Origin of the sequence: Shewanella sp. 5_MG-2023, assembly GCF_030547465.1 — a bacterium.
GTDB lineage: Bacteria > Pseudomonadota > Gammaproteobacteria > Enterobacterales > Shewanellaceae > Shewanella.
In genome coordinates, this window is record NZ_JAUORC010000003.1 from 92,686 (window position 1) to 111,733 (window position 19,048).

Sequence of the window (19,048 nt, forward strand, 5' to 3'; positions counted from 1 at the left end):
TTAATCGATTACCATAAGATGATGTCATTCAAATAATGAATTAACTAAACATAAATAACAATAAATTAAGCTGGATCTAGTCCGCATAATCAGCAAATTTAATGCTGTTCCTTTTTTAAAGGCAAAAAAAAGCCCCTTGCGGGGCTTTTAAAAGTCAAAAGCAATTAAGCTTTTGCTTCTAAAAATTCTTTTAATTGCTGTAGATCTGAACCTGCATGCTCAACGATTTGACCTAACCATTTATCATGCTCAGTATCCCAAGCTGGCTCTTCGCCATGTTGAACAAGCTGTGCAAATTGCTGAATACGCTTTAATCCAACAGAACCTGCAGCACCTTTAAATTTATGCGCTTCAGCACAAAGGGTATCTTTGTCATTCGCTTCATTCGCTTTAATGAGGCTTCCTAAATATTCAGGCATTAGCTGCTCAAATAACACGACACTTTTTAATAAAGTTCCAGCACCAATAGCACTACAATATTGCTCTAACGTATTGAGATCCAATACAGACTCTAACTCAACTGTGGCCATCTCGGCACCTCTTAATCAATTCATAACTTTAAAATTGAATTTATAATACTCGCTAAAATCCCCTATGCAACTAAACAAGGCTTTTCAAGTCTAATTTCTGGCAAATGAGTACAGTATTTTAACAAGCTGTTAAAAAAACCTTATAAAGTAAGTAAATAAACTTTCATAAATTGCAGTTAAAGATTGAGTTTTAGTTTTTTTGGGCTGACAAATAGTGCCCTTGTCCACCGTTAGCCGCTAAATTTTGCACGATAGCCACTAAGCCTTCCCATCGATAACCGCACCAATCAGGCGCCAGTAATAGCGGTTTTTTAGCATAAGCTGTGACTCTGTGAAAAATAATATCTTTAGGTGTATGACGAATAAGCTCACTGGCATAGTTGGCGTAGTCTTCTTTTGTGAGTAATGCCATCCCTTTATGACGCCATGCCTTAGCCATTACACTCCCTTCTACTATATGTAATGGATGCAGTTTAATGCCATCAACTCCGGTTTCAATGACACTGTTCAAACTGCGCAAGTAATCACTATAGTCTTCACCGGGCAAGCCAAGGATCAAATGAGCACAGACTTTAATGCCACGTTTTCGAGCGCGCTGCACTGTATCTTGATAACAAGCAAAGTCATGACCACGGTTAATGCGCTTTAAGGTGTCATTGTTTGAAGTTTGTAAGCCAAGCTCAAGCCAGACTTCAGTCCCCTTATCTTGATAACTGACTAACAAATCTAAAATATCATCTGGTACACAATCCGGGCGGGTACCAATATGTAAGCCAACAATATCTGAATCTTTAATGGCCTCATCATACTTCGTCTTTAGCACCTGATACTCATCATAGGTACTCGTATAAGCCTGAAAATAGGCAATATATTTGGCACTATCATTTAGCGAGCGCTGCTTACCTTGCTTTAATTGCTCAGAGATACTGGCTTCAGTGCCTTGCTCATAACTAAATGACGACACATTACAGAAAGTGCAGCCGCCTTTACCTAAGGTTCCATCTCGATTTGGGCAAGTGAACTTAGCATCAATTGTCAGCTTTTTAATTCTGCCGCCATATTGCTGCTTACATACTGCACCGAAGGTATTTACAAAATCATCTAAACCCACAATTGCTCCTGACGGCAAAAAGTGGCAGACAATACAGGCTCTGACAGATAAAAACTTAGTGCCACATCAAAAAAACAGTAAATAAATCGATTAATTTATATTCACACAGTGACAAAGGGCACATTTTTGAACTTGGCAGTTACAACTCTTAGTCAAATTAATTGAATAAATAATCATTTAAGGCAATTTACCTGTTCAAACTGTACTTGAAAATAAATTCACTATCCATAAATCAATATCAATCAACATCAAATGTTAACCAAAAGTAAAAGTGGCAATTTTGTAATTTTAAAATTCTTTTTATTCATAAGGTTATACGAACAAAAAAACATCTTACGTTAACGTAAAGTAGCTTTTTTATAACATTTGTAATAACAGTAACAATTCATTTTGTTGAGTAATTTAAGTTTGACCTTTATCCATTATCAAGCTAATTTGGGTGGTTCGGGTGCATATCTATGAGAACTTCTCCGCATTATCCGAGTCGTATTAAGTTAGGTTTAGGGAGTTTTTGTATGAGCTTATATCATCCCAGTTTTGAGCGGGACAATTGTGGATTTGGTTTAATAGCCCAAATGGATGGCGATGCTAGCCATCGTATTGTCCGTACTGCTATTCACGGTTTGGATAGAATGAAACACCGTGGTGGGATAGCATCAGACGGTCGCACAGGTGATGGCTGTGGACTATTAATGTCGATGCCGAAAGACTTTTTTGCAGCCATTGCAACTGAAAATGATTGGCACCTTAGCCGCAAGTTTGCAGTGGGCATGCTATTTCTCAGCCAAGATCCAGTCAAAGCTGAAACCGCAAAAGCCATTTTAGAAAAAGAACTCCAGCGTGAAACCTTAAGTGTTGCCGGTTGGAGAAAGGTGCCTGTAAACCCTGATGTACTGGGTGAGATTGGCCGCAAAAGCCTGCCACAAATTTACCAAGTGTTAATTAATGCCCCTGTGGGCTGGCGTGAAAAAGATTTAGAACGTCGGCTTTATATGGCCAGACGCCGTCTTGAACAGCAAATCATCGATGATAGCGACTTCTATGTTGCCAGCTTATCGGGTGAGGTTATTGTCTATAAAGGCTTAATGATGCCTGCAGACTTGCCAGCATTTTATTCTGACTTAGCCGATATTCGTCTCAAAAGCACCATTTGCTTATTCCATCAGCGCTTTTCAACTAACACCTCGCCGAAGTGGCCATTAGCGCAGCCATTTAGATTTTTAGCACATAATGGTGAAATCAATACCATTACCGGTAACCGCCAATGGGCCAGAGCCCGTGCTTATAAATTTAATTCACCGCTATTGCCTGATTTACAACAAGCCGCGCCTTTTGTTAATGAAACTGGCTCTGATTCATCATCATTGGATAATATGCTGGAAATGCTATTAGCCGGTGGCATGGATTTATACCGTGCTATGCGCTTACTTATACCACCAGCCTGGCAAAGTAATCCTGAAATGGATGATGAGTTGAAAGCATTTTATGATTTCAACTCGATGCATATGGAGCCGTGGGACGGCCCTGCTGGCATCGTAATGAGCAATGGCCGCCATGCTGCCTGCGCCGTAGACCGTAACGGCCTACGCCCTTCTCGCTACGTTATAACCAAGGATCGCATCCTAACACTGGCATCAGAAGTGGGTATTTGGGATTATTCTGCCGATGAAGTGGTAGAAAAAGGCCGTGTTGGCCCTGGCGAATTATTAGTACTCGATACCATGAATGGCCGTTTGTATTCGTCATTTGAAATCGATAATGACTTAAAACGTCGCCACCCATACAAAGAATGGATGGCTAAAAATAGCCGCACCTTAAAACCTGCGACCAAAATTGATGCCGCTCAACAAGGCGCCAGTAATTTTAGTGCTGATGTGTTACTTCAGTATCAAAAGCAATTTGGTTACAGCCGTGAAGAGTTAGAGCAAGTTATTTGGGTGCTAGCAAGTAAAGGTGAAGAAGCTACTGGCTCAATGGGTGATGATACTCCAATGGCGGTATTGTCGAAAAAATCTCGCTCACTGTATGACTATTTCCGTCAAAAGTTTGCACAAGTCACCAACCCGCCTATTGATCCATTACGTGAAAAACATGTGATGTCGTTAACCACCTGTATTGGGCGCGAGCAAAACTTATTTTGCGAAACAACCGGCGTGGCTTATCGAGTGATGTTTGAATCACCCGTTTTACTTTTTAGTGATTTTAATCAGTTACTTGGTCTTGATAGCAGTTACTACCGTGCGAATACTATTGATTTAAACTACGACGCCCACGAAAACTTAAAGCAAGCTATCGAGCGCATTACCGATGAAGCTGAGCGTTTAGCAAGAAGTGGCACAACCTTACTAATCCTGTCAGACAGAGCCGCCGCTAAAAATGTTCAAGTGATCCCTGCCGCTATGGCTGTGGGCGCGGTGCAGCAACGCCTTGTTGATCAAAGCTTACGTTGTGACACCAACATTATTGTTGAAACTGCATCAGCGCGCGACCCACATCACTTTGCCGTGCTATTAGGTTTTGGCGCGACAGCGATTTACCCTTATCTGGCTTATGAGTCTATTTCAGCCATGGCAAAGAAACATCAAGTAGAAGATGACAGTATCTTGATGTTGAACTTCCGCCAAGGTATTGAAAAAGGCCTGCGTAAAATCATGTCGAAAATGGGGATCAGTACTGTAGGCTCTTACCGTTGTAGCCAGCAATTTGAAGCCATTGGTTTATCTTCAGATGTAATTGAATTGTGCTTTAAAGGCGTGATTAGCCGTATTGAAGGTGCAAGCTTTGAACATTTAGCTACCGATCAAAAAGTGCTTCATACTGCAGCGTTTCGCGCTCACATACCACTGCCACAAGGCGGTTTATTAAAGTATGTTGAAGGCGGCGAGTATCATAGTTTCAACCCCGATGTCGTCAATACGTTACAGCAAAGTCTTAAAGATCAGGATTACCCGAAATATAAGAAATTTGCAGCGTTAGTCGATGACCGCCCTATTGCGACCTTACGTGACTTAATTGGCATTAAAGGCACAAATGCGGCCATTGACGAGTCAAATGTTGAAGCTGCCGGAAACTTATTCCCACGCTTTGATAGCGCTGCAATGAGTATCGGCGCATTAAGTCCGGAAGCCCATGAAGCCTTAGCCGTTGCTATGAACCGCATTGGTGGCCGTTCAAATTCTGGTGAAGGTGGTGAAGACCCAAGTCGTTTCAATAGCGAACGTAACTCAGCGATTAAGCAAATTGCCTCTGGCCGTTTTGGCGTTACAGCCCACTACCTTGTTAATGCTGATGTATTGCAAATTAAAGTCGCTCAAGGGGCAAAACCCGGTGAAGGTGGTCAGTTACCTGGCCATAAAGTGAGTGTTGAAATCGCTGGTCTTCGTCATGCGCGCCCTGGGGTTACCTTAATTTCGCCACCGCCGCATCATGACATTTATTCTATCGAAGATTTAGCCCAGCTGATTTTCGATTTAAAGCAAATCAACCCTAAAGCTTTAGTGTCAGTGAAACTGGTATCTGAGCCGGGCGTTGGCACCATCGCAACGGGTGTTGCGAAAGCTTACGCCGATATGATCACCATATCAGGTTACGATGGCGGTACTGGTGCCAGTCCAATTACGTCAGTTAAATATGCTGGCTCACCATGGGAGCTTGGCCTTGCGGAAGTGCATCAATCACTGGTTGAGAATGGTTTGCGTCATAAAATTCGCTTACAGGTCGATGGCGGCTTAAAAACCGGTCAAGACATCATTAAAGCCGCGTTGTTAGGTGCAGAAAGCTTTGGCTTTGGTACCGTACCTATGATTGCTTTAGGTTGTAAATACCTGCGTATTTGTCATTTAAACAACTGCGCAACCGGTGTTGCAACCCAAGATAAAAACTTACGTGACAAGCATTATCATGGCTTGCCAGAGCGAGTAATTACTTACTTTGAGTTTGTCGCTCAAGAAGTCCGTGAATGGATGGCAAAATTAGGCGTTGCTAAATTTGAAGATTTAGTTGGCCGTACTGATTGGTTATATGCCCTTGAAGGCCAAACAGCCAAGCAGTTAGGACTCGATTTAGCGCCAATTTTATATCAGCCAAAAGTCGCTGACGGAAGTGCTATAACTTGGAAAGAGTTAAACCCGCCTTCTGATAAAGGTGAGTTAAATCTACAAATTGTTTCAGACACAGCCCAAGCGGTATTAGCCGGTGAGGCGTTAACCAAGCAATATGCCATTAACAATACCGACCGCTCAATCGGCGCGACATTATCAGGTTTTATTGCCACCAACATTGGTAAAGAAGGCACTAAATCACCTATCACACTGCAATTTAACGGCAGTGCAGGTCAAAGCTTTGGGGTATGGAATAGCCCGGGGTTAGATTTAGAGCTAATTGGTGATGCTAATGACTATGTCGGTAAAGGCATGTCTGGCGGTAAGATTATTATCCATCCTCCTGTTGGCAGCCCATTCCAAAGTGAGCGCAGTGCCATTATGGGTAATACCTGTCTATATGGTGCAACTGGCGGCCGAGTTTATGCTGCAGGTCAAGCTGGCGAGCGTTTTGGGGTGCGTAACTCTGGCGCCGTAGCTGTGGTTGAAGGTGTGGGTGACAACGGTTGTGAGTACATGACTGGCGGCATCGTAGTTGTTCTTGGTAAAACAGGGGTTAACTTCGGCGCAGGTATGACGGGTGGTTTTGCTTATATCTTTGATCGCTTTAATCACTTTAGTCGCCGAGTTAATACTGAGCTTGTTGATACCCAAAAACTAGAATCAACAATACAGCAGCAACACCTTAAAGGCTTGATTGAAGAGCATGCAAGCGCCACTGGCAGTGAGCATGCCAAAATGATCTTAAGTGATTTTGAGAACTGGTTAGATTGTTTTGTATTAGTGAAGCCGAAGAACATTGCCGTTGCTGACTTGCTCAAAATTGAGCAAAAAAGCCCGGAACTTGCAGTAAAGGCGGGGTAAATTAAGATGAGTAATGATTTTCAATTTATAGAAGTCGATCGTAAAGATCCAACTAAACACGCCGCTTCGAAACGTTCAACTCAATTTATTGAGATTTATCAGCCGTTTTCTCAGCCTCAAGTGGCTGAGCAGGCAGACCGTTGTTTAGATTGTGGTAATCCTTATTGCGAGTGGAAGTGTCCACTGCATAACTACATTCCTAATTGGCTAAAACTGGCCGAACAAGGTCGTATTCTAGAAGCGGCAGATTTGGTTCATGAAACCAATACCTTGCCAGAAATATGTGGCAGAGTGTGCCCTCAAGATCGTCTATGTGAAGGGGCTTGCACCCTCAATGATGATTTCGGCGCAGTCACCATTGGTAATGTTGAAAAATACATTACCGATACTGCAATCAGCCAGGGATGGCGACCCGATATGACAAAAGTGAAGCCACGCAAAGAGCGCGTGGCAATTATTGGTGCAGGGCCAGCGGGCCTTGGTTGTGCTGATATCTTAAGTCGTAACGGTGTTAAAGCTGTGGTATATGATAAATACCCACAGATTGGTGGTTTGCTGACTTATGGCATTCCATCTTTCAAGCTTGATAAAGAGGTTATGGCCACCCGACGTAGTGTACTTGAAGGTATGGGCATTGAATTTAAAATGGGCGTTACCGTTGGTAAAGACATTCCCTTTCAAAGCCTGCTAGATGGTTATGATGCTGTGTTCCTCGGCATGGGTACCTACACAGCAATGAAAGCTCGCCTACCCGGTGAAGACAGTCAAGGTGTCATTCAAGCACTGCCTTACTTGATTGGTAATACTCATCATTTAATGGGCACTGAATGCTCTGAAAACCCATATTTAAGCCTTGAAGGTAAAAACGTGGTGGTATTAGGCGGTGGTGATACAGCTATGGATTGTGTCCGCACTGCTGTGCGCCAAGGGGCTAAAAGCGTCACTTGTGCTTATCGTCGTGATGAAGCAAACATGCCAGGCTCTCGCCGTGAAGTGCAAAATGCCCGCGAAGAAGGCGTCAACTTCTTATTTAACCGTCAACCGGTGGCAATCAAAGAGCAAGATGGCATAGTCACAGGCATTGAGTGTGTAGAAACTCAAATGGGCGAAGCCGATGAATCTGGTCGTCAAAAAGCTGAAGTCATTGCCGGTAGTGAGCAAACCCTTGAAGCTGATGCCATTATCATTGCCTTTGGTTTCCAAGCCAGCCCTGCAGCTTGGTTTAGCGACTTTGGCATTGAAACCAATGAATGGGGTTTAGTAAAAGCCAGTAAGTTTGACGATAACCCTTTCCAAACAACCAACCCGAAAGTGTTTGCCGGTGGTGATATGGTACGTGGTTCAGACTTAGTCGTTACCGCTATTGCTGAAGGCCGCGATGCAGCTCAAGGGATTTTAAACGCTTTTGAAGACGCATAACTCACTTTTGCAGCCACTGACAAGCCGCGGTCAATAACACAGCTTGGGCTGATTAATAGCAAAACTTGTGATAGCAAAGCTCTTAAAGCGCATCTTTTGATGCGCTTTTTTATTTGCTGAAATTGCTACTACAGTGCTCATTCCCTGTTTGCTTTTGTGCTATATTAGCCGCCATTATTTAAATGAACTGTTTGAGACGCTAATTATGAAAATCGCTATTATCGGTGCAATGGAACCTGAAGTTGCTCACCTAATTGAATCAATGACCAATCCAGTACACTCAACTGTAGCGGGAATCGAATTCGTTGAAGGACAACTTTCAGGTAAAGATGTTGTCGTCACCCGTTCAGGCATTGGTAAAGTCGCAGCCAGCGTTGCAACCACATTAGTTATCAACAACTTTAAGGTTGACGCTGTGATTAACACTGGCTCTGCAGGTGGATTTGTTGACAGTTTAAATATTGGCGATATTGTTATTTCATCTGAAGTACGTCATCACGATGTTGATGTAACCGCCTTTGGTTATGAAATTGGTCAAATGGCATCGCAGCCTGCTGCTTTCATCCCTGATGAAAAGTTAGTCACTGCTGCAAAAGCGGCTATTTCATCATTAGGTGAAGCTAAGGTGATTGAAGGTTTAATCGCCACGGGTGATAGCTTTATTTGCGATCCTGAACGCACAAAAGTGATGCTGGCTAACTTCCCAACTATGGCGGCATGTGAAATGGAAGCCGCTGCGATTGCGCAAGTTTGTCATCAATTTAAGGTGCCGTTTGTTGTCATCCGCTCATTATCAGATAATGCTAACAACGACTCGCCTGTTGATTTTGATTCCTACATTGTAAAAGCAGGTCATTACTCAGCATTAATGGTCATTGCATTACTAAAAAACCTATAAAGAAGCCCAAGGTAATTTAATTTAGCCGTTATTGGCAGCAAAATGATGTCGTTCTGCCAATAGGGTTAACACTGTGGATGTGGACTAATAAGGTGCTATGACATTGTTTGATAGTTCTTTTTACCAACAGCTCATTACGGTTGATGGTAGTTTTCTAGCTAACTGTCTGGTGCTTTTTATGGCGTTGCTCATTTCTAGAGTGGCGCCAATACCTAGACATTTGCAGCCAATTGTTTTTTTTCAGCTACTGGCTAATAAATTAAGCTCGAAAGTTAACCATCCACAGCGTTCTTCTCAACAGCAAGTTACCGCCGGCCTACTCGCAACACTGTTACTGATTTTACCACTGTGGTTTAGCGTCTACTTTATCTTGTCGCTCGCGGTATACCCGTGGTTTTTTGACTTTTTATTAGTGTATTTTTGCATCAGTGACGCAGGCTTTAGACCCGTCGCGAATGACGTTGTAAACTCCCTAAAGCTTAATGATAAACAACGAGCCAAAAAGTTACTGAGCCCATGGCTAATTCAGCAAACCGATAGTTTGTCAGAAGTCGGTATTTGTAAAGCCACCATTGAAAGGCTATTAATCAGCCCAAGTTATGGCACTGTCGCCACCATCTTATTTTTTGCCATTGGCGGTGCCCCCTTGGTGTTATTTATCCATTTGCTACGTCAATTAGAACATTGCTGGCCTAATTACGTGCCGCAATACCGCTACTTCAGCGCCCCTATTTATGCCCTCAACCAAATCATTTTTGCTCTCCCCAGTTTACTGTGGAATCTGACTTTAATTTTGCAAGGCAAATTAAAAAACGTATCAGCATTAGTTAAACAGCCAGCTCATACAGCTGGAGTGTTCGGTTACTCAAGCTTATACATTGGCAGTAAAGTGTTGGAAGTGGAGTTAGGCGGGCCGCAAAAATTTATCTTAAAACACCAATTGCAACGAGTTGAATTAAGCAAGATAAACCCATCAAGAATGCCGCTTACTCAAGATATCCGCAACGCGATCAGCTTGACATCATGGGCAATCAGCTTTTGGATTTGCTTTACCATTGCCATTCCGATTTTGTGGACCGCATTAAGGTGGTTTCAAGCGATGTAACTTTATTATAAAAAGGTTATTATACCCAGCTTAGTCATTTTTGTTGTTTGATGTAGAGGCGACTCCTTTTGTTAGATAATCTGCAAATATCTTTAACGACCCCAGGTTTGTTATTCCCAGCTATTTCATTATTGTTGTTAGCTTACACTAACCGTTTTTTCGCATTAGCAGCTTTAATCAGAAACTTAAGCTCCTCAGGTAAGCCAATTAATAGCGAACAAATTAAAAACCTTCGTCAGCGCATTAAGATTATTAGACGCATGCAAGAAGCAGGCGTCATCAGTTTTGCCATCTGTGTCATTAGCATGATTTTTATTTATTTGGGGCTGTTTGATATCGGCTCAATGGTATTTGGGGTGAGTTTATTATTTTTACTTTATTCACTGATTTTATCTGTAGTTGAAATCCGTATTTCGGTCGATGCACTCAATATCCACTTAAAAGAGCTTAGCAATGATTGAGTGGATTTACTTTTTTGACTTGTGTGGCACCGCGGTCTTTGCCTTATCAGGCGCATTAGCCGCAGGTAAGCATAAAATGGACCCATTTGGGGTAATTGTTTTGGCCTCAGTGACCGCCATTGGTGGCGGCAGTATTCGTGATGCGCTTATTGGCTCAACACCGGTGTTTTGGATCAGTAACCCCAGTTATGTGGTGGTCATTTTGGCAACCGTGATTGCCTGTTTCATTTTAGTTCGTAAACCTCATAAATTACCTAAGTTAACCCTCCCCATAGCCGATGCCTTTGGCTTGGCTCTGTTTACCGTGATTGGTGCAGAAAAAGCATTGCAACTAGGGTTATCTGGCATGTCTGCGGTGATCTTAGGTTTAATCACCGGTGTCGGTGGTGGTATTATCCGAGACTTATTATGCCAGCAAGTGCCTATGGTACTGCGCACCGAAATATATGCCACTGCCTCTATTGTTGGCGGTATCTGTTATACCTTGAGTATTGCAGTGGGTATGGATAGCACTTACGCGCTGTTTTTGGCCATGTTTAGCACCTTGATTATTCGCTTAAGTGCAATTCGCTGGCATTTATCATTACCTGCATTCGATTTAAAAACTAAGGGCCATTAGATGCGACTCATTTTATTAGTATGCTGTTTATTGAGTAGTATTTGGAGCACTTCAAGCCTGGCTAATAGCGGCGAAATGCCAAAACAGCAGCAGCTTGCAGTGCAATACATGCAAGCATTAACCAGCCATGATTACCGCACTTTAAAGAAGTTTTATAATCGTGAAAGCGTCTTTTTTGATAAAACCGCCAATGTAAAATACACCGGCGGTCGTCATATTATCGAGTTTTTCCAGCGCGCCCATGATGGCGTTCTTGAGTATAAATTGAATATTGAGCACATGTTTAATACTGGCTCTTTAGTGGTACTCATTGGTAACTACCACCTTAGAGGCCCAGGTGATCAATTTGGCAAACCCGGCAAGATTATTGAAATCGCCGTGCCTGGTGTTACCACCTTAAAGTTCGATATGAAAACCGAGCGGGTGACAGAACAAGTTGACTTAATGGACTATCAAACCATGTCCGATCAACTTGAGTCACAATAAAGTTAACTCGCGCTAAAAACCTGTGTAGATTGCCATTATTTGGTAAATTTTACCCATAAAAAAACGGCTCATTGAGCCGTTTTTTGCTTTTAGGGATTAAGCCCCATCAGAATTTATTGTCTGCCTATACAAGCGAAACTTTAGCAAACTTGCGCTTACCTACTTGGAATACCGCGGTCATACCCGCAGTAAATACCTGACGCGTATCAGTGAGCTTTTCGCCATCCATTTTAACCGCGCCTTGCTTGATCATGCGCATGCCATCAGATGTTGAAGCAACCAGTGCCGCACTCTTAAGTAAGTTAGCAATCGCTAAGCCTTCGCCAGCTTCAAGCTCAACTTCTTCGATATCATCAGGAATAGCGCCCTTCTGGAAACGATCAATAAAGGCTTGATGTGCTGAGTCTGCTTGAGCTTGATCATGAAAACGAGCGATGATTTCTTTTGCTAAGGCAATTTTGATATCACGTGGGTTCTGACCGTTTTCAACATCTTGCTTAAATTGTGCAATTTCAGCCAATGGGCGGAATGACAACAATTCAAAGTAGCTCCACATTAGGTCATCTGAGATTGACATAATTTTGCCAAACATCTCATTTGCAGGCTCGCTAACGCCAATGTAGTTATGTGCCGATTTAGACATTTTCTTCACGCCGTCTAATCCCACTAATAAAGGCATCATGATCACGGTTTGTGGCTTTTGCCCTTCCGCTTTTTGTAGCTCACGACCCATTAATAGGTTGAACTTTTGATCGGTTCCGCCTAATTCAACGTCAGCTTTTAATGCGACTGAATCGTAGCCTTGCAGTAATGGATACATAAACTCATGAATTGCAATTGATTGACCACCAGCATAACGCTTTTTAAAGTCATCACGTTCCATCATGCGTGCAACGGTTTGTTGTGATGCTAAACGGATCATACCAGCAGCGCCCAGTGACTCTAACCACGATGAGTTAAACTCAATGCGGGTTTTTGCCGGGTCAAGAATTTTAAATACCTGCTCTTTGTATGTTTCAGCATTGGCCAGTACATCTTCACGAGTTAATGGCGGGCGCGTGGTGTTTTTACCACTAGGATCACCAACCATACCGGTAAAGTCACCAATAAGGAAAATCACCTCATGACCTAACTCTTGGAAGGTACGTAGCTTATTTAAGATCACCGTGTGACCTAAATGAATATCTGGAGCGGTTGGGTCTGCACCTAGTTTAATTCTTAAAGGACGACCTTCTTTAAGTTTTTCTAGCAGATCAGACTCAACTAAAATCTCGTCAGTACCGCGTTTAATTTCTGCTAACACTTGGTCTAAATCAGCCATTTCGGCACCTACTCCTGCAGCTTGGATAAAAAATAAGACGCCTATGTTACTTGTTAGCCACAGTAATTGAAAGTGTGTACACTAAGGGGATTACAACGAAAAAGAGAAATTGGTACCTAGGTCAATGGCAAAGTTTATCACTTTATTTAAATTGCTCCCTAAAGTGCACCAAATTGCACTGTGTTCATTAGTTATTCTCACGATAGTTATCGTGTTATTCCCATCAGATAATGCCCAAGCATCCAAACAAGCTAACACTGGTACAGTTGATATTTCCGATAGAATTGGCATCCAAGCCCCTTCGTCTGAAGAAGGTCATGTCAGTAACAATGACAAACAAAGCCAATACTCTGTACCGCTGGCCTTTAGAACCCCAACTCCGCCTGGAGGCAGCGCCCCAGCAAACACTATAACGGCAAGCAATAATGATGCTCAGCTTCGCCCTTCGCAAGAAAGTAATCCTATTGCTGATTTAAACCCATTAATGACAGCCTCAGACGGCTTATTAGCCACCCAAGCAGATGTTGAAAATGCCGTACCCTATCGTGAAGCAGATTTACTGTCACATAAAACCTTTAAAGTCGCTAAAGGTGACACTTTTGGTGGCTTAGCCAATAGAGCAGGCTTAAGTCCAAAAGATGTTTATCAAATTACCCGTTTGCCTGTATCTAAGAAAAATTTACTCAAAATCATGCCCGGTGAAGAGATTATTGTCTCTAAAGATGCCCAAGATGAAGTGACTCAAATTAGTTATCAAATGGACAAAGTCTCTACCCTATTGATTTCAAAGTTTGATGATAAATTCGAAGAAAAGGTCAATGTTAAGTCCATTACCTTAGAAACGAAGTTCATCACCGCCAATATTAGTACTAATTTTTGGAGCGCTGCAGCCAGCGCCGGTTTATCAGCTAACCATATTATGCAACTTGCCAACATTTTTGGTTGGGATATCGATTTCGCTCTAGATATACGTAAAGACGATCATTTCTCATTGATGTTTGAAGAAGAGTTTGTTGATGGCCAATTTATTGGTACCGGCAACATTTTAGCCGCCGAATTTGTTAACCAAGGTGAGCGCTACACAGCTGTACGTTATACCGATGGCGAATATTACTCAGAAACAGGCAGTAGCATGCGAAAAGCCTTCCTTCGCTCACCTGTTGACTTTAAATATGTCAGCTCAAGCTTTAATCCGCGTCGCTTACACCCAGTCACAGGCCAGGTTAGAGCACACCGTGGCGTAGATTATGTGGCTGCTATTGGTACCCCTATTAAAGCTGCAGGTCGCGGTAAAGTGATTGAGTCAAGTTATAACAAATACAATGGTAACTATGTCTTTATCAAGCATAACGATACCTACACCACTAAATATCTGCATCTAACAAAACGCAAAGTAAAACGTGGCGAAACCGTTAAGCAAGGGCAGATTATTGGTACTTTAGGAAAAACAGGTCGCGTTACTGGCGCTCACTTACATTACGAATTTATCGTTAATGGCGTGCATCGCAATCCAAGAACCATCAAGTTACCGCAATCTAAGCCAATTGATAAAAAAGAAAAAGCGCAGTTTGATATACTCAGCAAGCAAATAATGGCTAAAATTGAGCAAAACAAGCAGCAGCATTATGCCAGTAATTAACCTGTGATGCCGCGATTGAACTAGCGTTTCTCTAGTCACCCATTCCTTTGTTGGGCTAGTTTCATACAGAATCTAGCCCGCTTCATAAATGAGCCAATACCATGGATAAACCTCAGTATTATATCGGTTTAATGTCAGGCACCAGTATGGATGGTGTCGATGCTGTTTTAGTTGATTTTAGCAATAACCAAACCCGCTTAATCGCTACCTATACGGTAGCAATTCCAGAGCATGTTCTGCATCAATTACACCGTCTATGTAGTCCTAATAATGATGAACTGAACATTATGGGCCGCATGGACAGAAGTATGGGCTTACTGTTTGCACAGGCGGTCAACGAATTATTAGCAACCACCACTATTAATAAAGCCGATGTCATAGCCATTGGTAGTCACGGCCAAACCATTCGCCACATGCCCAATCTTGAGCATGGTTTCAGCTTACAAATTGGTGATGCGGATACCATAGCGGTTACCACGGGTATTAACGTCATTGCAGACTTTAGGCGCAAAGATATTGCCTTAGGCGGTCAAGGGGCGCCGTTAGTACCAGCATTTCATCAAGCGTTATTTGCTAAAGCTCACACACCACGGATTATTTTAAATATTGGCGGCATTGCTAATATCACTTACTTGCCAGGGGAATCTGATCAGGTTATTGGATTTGATACAGGCCCAGGTAACACCCTCATGGATGCATTCATTCTGCAACAGCAGCAGCTCAGTTTTGATGAATCAGGTCAATGGGCCGCATCAGGTAGCACCAATGCCGAGTTATTAACTCACCTGTTAACTCACCCGTACTTTGCCATGGCCTATCCTAAAAGCACTGGTAGAGAGCTATTTAATCATGCTTGGCTTGAGCAGCAATTGGCTAATTTTTCTCATCTAGCACTAGAGGATATTCAATCCACGCTACTTGATCTTAGCTGTCAGACAATCGCCAATGATATTAATCAACTCACGGATACTGGCGATATTTTTGTTTGTGGCGGCGGCGCTTTTAACACTGAGTTGATGCAGCGTTTAGCCATGCTGGTGCCTAACTTTACCCTGTCAAGTACCACAGCAATCGGTATGGACCCCAAATGGGTTGAAGCCATCGCCTTTGCCTGGCTTGCTATGAGACATCACCACGGCTTAACGGCCAACTTACCCGCTGTGACTGGCGCAAGTAGAGCGGCGATCCTTGGCAGCTTTTACAGCGCTATTTAGTAAGTGAATAGATAGCAATACTAGTACCTAAACTCGCTATCAAAACTCGATATCAAAGCGATGCATATAACTGAACAAAAGTGAGTGGGGTTTCACCCACAAGCTTTGTTCAGCGTTAATACTTTTTCTTTAAATTCCCTCTCTTGTACAAAGTCACATTGTAATAACGGTAAATTACTGCTTAACTCTTTGTAGTGATTAATTTTTGTTCGTACAGCAGTATTCAATTTAAATTAAGGAAGGTTAAATGAGTATTTCGCAAAAAATGTTTGCAGAGTTTCTAGGAACCTTATGGTTAGTGTTAGGCGGCTGTGGTAGTGCGGTATTGGCCGCGGCTTTTCCTGAAGTAGGTATTGGGCTATTGGGCGTATCCTTAGCTTTTGGTTTAACCGTACTCACCATGGCATTTGCCATTGGTCATATTTCTGGCTGCCATCTAAATCCAGCAGTTTCATTTGGTTTATGGGCTGGGGGTCGCTTCCCCGCATCTGAGCTAGCGCCCTATATTATTGCCCAAGTGGCTGGCGGTATTGCTGGCGCAGGTATTTTATACCTTATTGCCACAGGTCAAGATGGCTTTAGTTTAGCAGGCGGTTTTGCCTCAAATGGTTTTGGTGAGCACTCTCCTGGTGGCTACAGTTTAACGGCGGTATTAATTACTGAAGTGGTAATGACGTTATTCTTTTTATTAATCATCTTAGGTGCCACAGACTCTCGTGCTCCTGCGGGGTTTGCCCCGATTGCGATTGGTTTAGGGCTAACGTTAATTCATTTGATCAGTATTCCAGTATCAAATACCTCAGTTAACCCTGCTCGTAGCACTGGGCCTGCATTATTTGTCGGCGATTGGGCGGTATCTCAGCTGTGGTTATTTTGGCTTGCACCCATTGCAGGGGCGATTATTGCAGGTTTGATTTATCGCTTTTTTGAAAAGCCAGCTGACAATACATAAGCACACTCATTAGCCACTGAGTCACGAATAAAAGAGCACCTTGAGTGCTCTTTTCTTTTTCAATCTAAAAGTCGATGTTATCATGAGCCACCGACGGGATTTGGTAACGCTAAAGCTTGCTCTTTAGCTGCTCAATTTAGCCAATACCGCAACCTATTTACTTATTTTATTGAGAATACACCATGAGTAGCAAACCAAAATCTATTGCCGACCAATTAAACATGACCCCAGAAGCAAGATACGATTACCTTGTTGAGCAAGTTAAGCAAGAGCAGCAAATCTGGAGCCTACAAGATCAAGATGGCTGCGTGATGCTCACCACTGAAGATGAAGATTGTATTCCAATGTGGCCTTCTGAAGATGCGGCAAAATTATGGGCTGTTGATGAATGGAGTGATTGTGAACCATTATCAATTCCACTTAATGAATTTCAACAGCGTTGGGTAAGCGGTATGGAAGAAGATGATTTATTCATTGCCGTATTCCCAGTTCATGAAGATTTGGGTGTAGTGATCCCACCATTTGAACTTGATTCACGTTTAACGCCGAAAAAGCAATCAAAGCACTAACTCTTAAGCAAAAAATAATTCTTAAGCACAAACATAATACTTTAATACAGATATAAACCATGACAGATAAAAATGTGACCACAAGCGAGATATGCCCTGATAAAGATAATACTCCCGCAATGGAGCAAAGCGCTGAAAGCCAAACTAAAGCTGTTTTCCCTAAAAGGTTAATGGCTTTATTGGCGGTTTACGTTATCTCGTCCGTCAGCGGTTTAATGGCCCAGCAAGGTGTATTGCTCTGTATATTGACCTTAATGATGGTGCTCGGTATTACAGGACGTCAAAAAGCGGCTTTATACATGCTTCGTGGCTACGGGATCTTGCAGCTGGCCTTATATAGCATGCTACCTGTCATTATGTATGATCCTGACAACTTAGTCGCTGGGCCGACTACTTTTGATTTTGGCTTTATGCAAATGGTACTGCCTGATTGGATTATCTTTACAGCGCTAATTATTTTGGCATTAATCCAAGTGTGGATTAGCTTTAATGCAAAAGTGCTGAAGTGGTTTAAGCCGCGGATGAACTTCAATATTATTAGTTGATTTGATAGTCAATTTAAGACACAAAAAAGCCGTCACATGACGGCTTTTTTATTGGTCTCAGTTTAGCTATTAAACTGAGAAACTGGCCCCACAACCACAGGTTGTTGTTGCATTTGGGTTTTTCACGAAGAAACGTGACCCTTCTAAGCCTGAAGTGTAGTCAACTTCACCGCCAACAAGATATTGTAGACTCATAGGATCAACAACCAGTTGTACCCCTTGCTTTTCAATAGTGAAGTCACCTTCATTCACTTTTTCATCAAAAGTAAAACCATACTGGAAACCTGAACAACCGCCTCCAGTTACGTATACTCGAAGTTTTAATTCAGGATTCTGCTCTTCTTCTAGCAGCCCTTTAACTTTAGTTGCCGCAGCATCGGTAAATTGGATTGGCATTGCTGCATCTGTTTGTTCAGTCATTACTACCTCTAACTTCAGTTTCAGATCGGGATTATCTATTACCTGACTAATTTGTTCAAGTATTACCCTTAGTTCTTTTTTAGCTTTCTAGTAACTCTGCGATATCGAACGTTTGCTCAATACGTCCACCTCGTACCCCGCGGGCAGCTGAGACTAGCACTACCGCTTTTACACGTTGTAAAGCAAAGCCTTCAGGCAGGTTCATTTCAGTATCAAATATTTGAAAGTAGCGAAAACCAAATGCAAATTTTTCAATATCAATGTCAGATAATGAAATTTCAACTTGCTGTTCATGTTGTAAACCCACCAACACAATATCTGCAACCCCTTTAACGCTGGTTTTACGCTTTTGGTTTTGGGTCAAAATTAATCTTAATTGATAACTATTGGCGACTAAGCCTTTTGACAGTTCGAGACCATGGATAGCAATGCCATCCACCTCTTTTTCTGGTGACACTAAGCTGCGATAAAATGCTAACTCTTGTTCGATAGTTTTTTGCTGTTGCAGTTGTTCTTTGAACATGGTTTGCATGTTGCTATTGGCTTTTTCAGCAATTGATACTGCCATTTCAAGCCGTGAAATCACCAGAGATTGTTTCTGGTAAGCCGTTTGTAATGCCTGAATTTCTTCCGCATTAAGCTCGGGTTCTATCACTTCTGACATAACAAAATGTTGGCTCAGCACCCCAATGGTGAAACTAATCACAATCAGCCCAAATAAATACAGACCTGAAGTGCGCTTTTTTCGTTCTAAAACTTGCAAGCGGTTCAGCAAGCGACGATAATTTAACATTA

General features: G+C 42.4%; 17 protein-coding genes. 12 read left to right on the forward strand and 5 right to left on the reverse strand.

Translation table 11 applies throughout. The features are described from left to right. Positions 1-164 precede the first annotated feature (164 nt). Together Q4557_RS02285 and Q4557_RS02290 are read right to left on the reverse strand one after the other, a co-directional pair. A complete protein-coding gene (locus tag Q4557_RS02285) occupies positions 165-530 on the reverse strand; it encodes an Hpt domain-containing protein (protein WP_076542524.1) in 366 nt (121 codons plus the stop codon). 190 nt (positions 531-720) lie between these two features. After that, positions 721-1,641: a TIGR01212 family radical SAM protein gene (locus tag Q4557_RS02290; RefSeq protein ID WP_102475606.1), complete on the reverse strand. Its 921-nt coding sequence runs from the start codon at positions 1,639-1,641 to the stop codon at positions 721-723. Positions 1,642-2,156: 515 nt separating this feature from the next. On the opposite strand from Q4557_RS02290, the gene gltB reads away from it, so the two are divergent. From gltB to Q4557_RS02325, 7 genes are all read left to right on the forward strand, one after another. Further along, positions 2,157-6,605, forward strand: coding sequence for a glutamate synthase large subunit (gltB, locus tag Q4557_RS02295; RefSeq protein WP_102475605.1), 4,449 nt, complete (start codon positions 2,157-2,159; stop codon positions 6,603-6,605). A gap of 6 nt (positions 6,606-6,611) precedes the next feature. Beyond that, positions 6,612-8,024, forward strand: coding sequence for an FAD-dependent oxidoreductase (locus Q4557_RS02300; RefSeq protein ID WP_102439252.1), 1,413 nt, complete (start codon positions 6,612-6,614; stop codon positions 8,022-8,024). A 205-nt stretch (positions 8,025-8,229) separates the two neighbouring features. Further along, the gene (locus tag Q4557_RS02305) at positions 8,230-8,922 is read left to right on the forward strand and encodes a 5'-methylthioadenosine/adenosylhomocysteine nucleosidase (RefSeq protein WP_102439253.1); all 693 of its coding nucleotides are present in this window, start codon (positions 8,230-8,232) and stop codon (positions 8,920-8,922) included. A gap of 97 nt (positions 8,923-9,019) precedes the next feature. Then, positions 9,020-10,027, forward strand: coding sequence for a cobalamin biosynthesis protein (locus Q4557_RS02310; RefSeq protein ID WP_303410420.1), 1,008 nt, complete (start codon positions 9,020-9,022; stop codon positions 10,025-10,027). Between the two features lie 80 nt (positions 10,028-10,107). Next, positions 10,108-10,488, forward strand: a complete 381-nt coding sequence (locus Q4557_RS02315) for a DUF2721 domain-containing protein (protein WP_102439286.1) — start codon at positions 10,108-10,110, stop codon at positions 10,486-10,488. After that, entirely contained in the window at positions 10,481-11,107 is a 627-nt protein-coding gene (locus Q4557_RS02320; protein ID WP_102439255.1) for a trimeric intracellular cation channel family protein, read from the forward strand. The genes Q4557_RS02315 and Q4557_RS02320 overlap by 8 nt, the downstream gene beginning before the upstream one ends. Continuing rightward, complete coding sequence (locus tag Q4557_RS02325; RefSeq protein WP_102439256.1) at positions 11,108-11,593, forward strand: nuclear transport factor 2 family protein; 486 nt, start codon at positions 11,108-11,110, stop codon at positions 11,591-11,593. Between the two features lie 124 nt (positions 11,594-11,717). Here the strand turns inward: Q4557_RS02325 and tyrS are convergent, their stop codons facing one another. Further along, complete coding sequence (gene tyrS, locus Q4557_RS02330) at positions 11,718-12,914, reverse strand: tyrosine--tRNA ligase (RefSeq protein ID WP_102439257.1); 1,197 nt, start codon at positions 12,912-12,914, stop codon at positions 11,718-11,720. A 124-nt stretch (positions 12,915-13,038) separates the two neighbouring features. On the opposite strand from tyrS, the gene Q4557_RS02335 reads away from it, so the two are divergent. The 5 genes from Q4557_RS02335 (at position 13,039) to Q4557_RS02355 (ending at position 17,833) form a co-directional block, all read left to right on the forward strand. Beyond that, entirely contained in the window at positions 13,039-14,553 is a 1,515-nt protein-coding gene (locus tag Q4557_RS02335; RefSeq protein WP_102475601.1) for a peptidoglycan DD-metalloendopeptidase family protein, read from the forward strand. 101 nt (positions 14,554-14,654) lie between these two features. Continuing rightward, on the forward strand, positions 14,655-15,767 hold the full coding sequence (locus Q4557_RS02340; RefSeq protein ID WP_102439259.1) for an anhydro-N-acetylmuramic acid kinase: 1,113 nt from the start codon (positions 14,655-14,657) through the stop codon (positions 15,765-15,767). A 247-nt stretch (positions 15,768-16,014) separates the two neighbouring features. Next, positions 16,015-16,719, forward strand: coding sequence for an aquaporin Z (aqpZ, locus tag Q4557_RS02345; protein ID WP_102519303.1), 705 nt, complete (start codon positions 16,015-16,017; stop codon positions 16,717-16,719). A 182-nt stretch (positions 16,720-16,901) separates the two neighbouring features. After that, entirely contained in the window at positions 16,902-17,288 is a 387-nt protein-coding gene (locus Q4557_RS02350) for a DUF2750 domain-containing protein (RefSeq protein WP_102439261.1), read from the forward strand. Positions 17,289-17,407: 119 nt separating this feature from the next. Further along, the gene (locus Q4557_RS02355; protein ID WP_102439287.1) at positions 17,408-17,833 is read left to right on the forward strand and encodes a hypothetical protein; all 426 of its coding nucleotides are present in this window, start codon (positions 17,408-17,410) and stop codon (positions 17,831-17,833) included. 69 nt (positions 17,834-17,902) lie between these two features. Here Q4557_RS02355 and erpA read toward each other — a convergent pair whose 3' ends face one another. Together erpA and Q4557_RS02365 are read right to left on the reverse strand one after the other, a co-directional pair. Continuing rightward, positions 17,903-18,253, reverse strand: coding sequence for an iron-sulfur cluster insertion protein ErpA (gene erpA, locus Q4557_RS02360; protein WP_055024237.1), 351 nt, complete (start codon positions 18,251-18,253; stop codon positions 17,903-17,905). Positions 18,254-18,332: 79 nt separating this feature from the next. Further along, positions 18,333-19,046, reverse strand: a complete 714-nt coding sequence (locus tag Q4557_RS02365; protein ID WP_102439262.1) for a DUF6776 family protein — start codon at positions 19,044-19,046, stop codon at positions 18,333-18,335. Between the last annotated feature and the right edge of the window lie 2 nt (positions 19,047-19,048).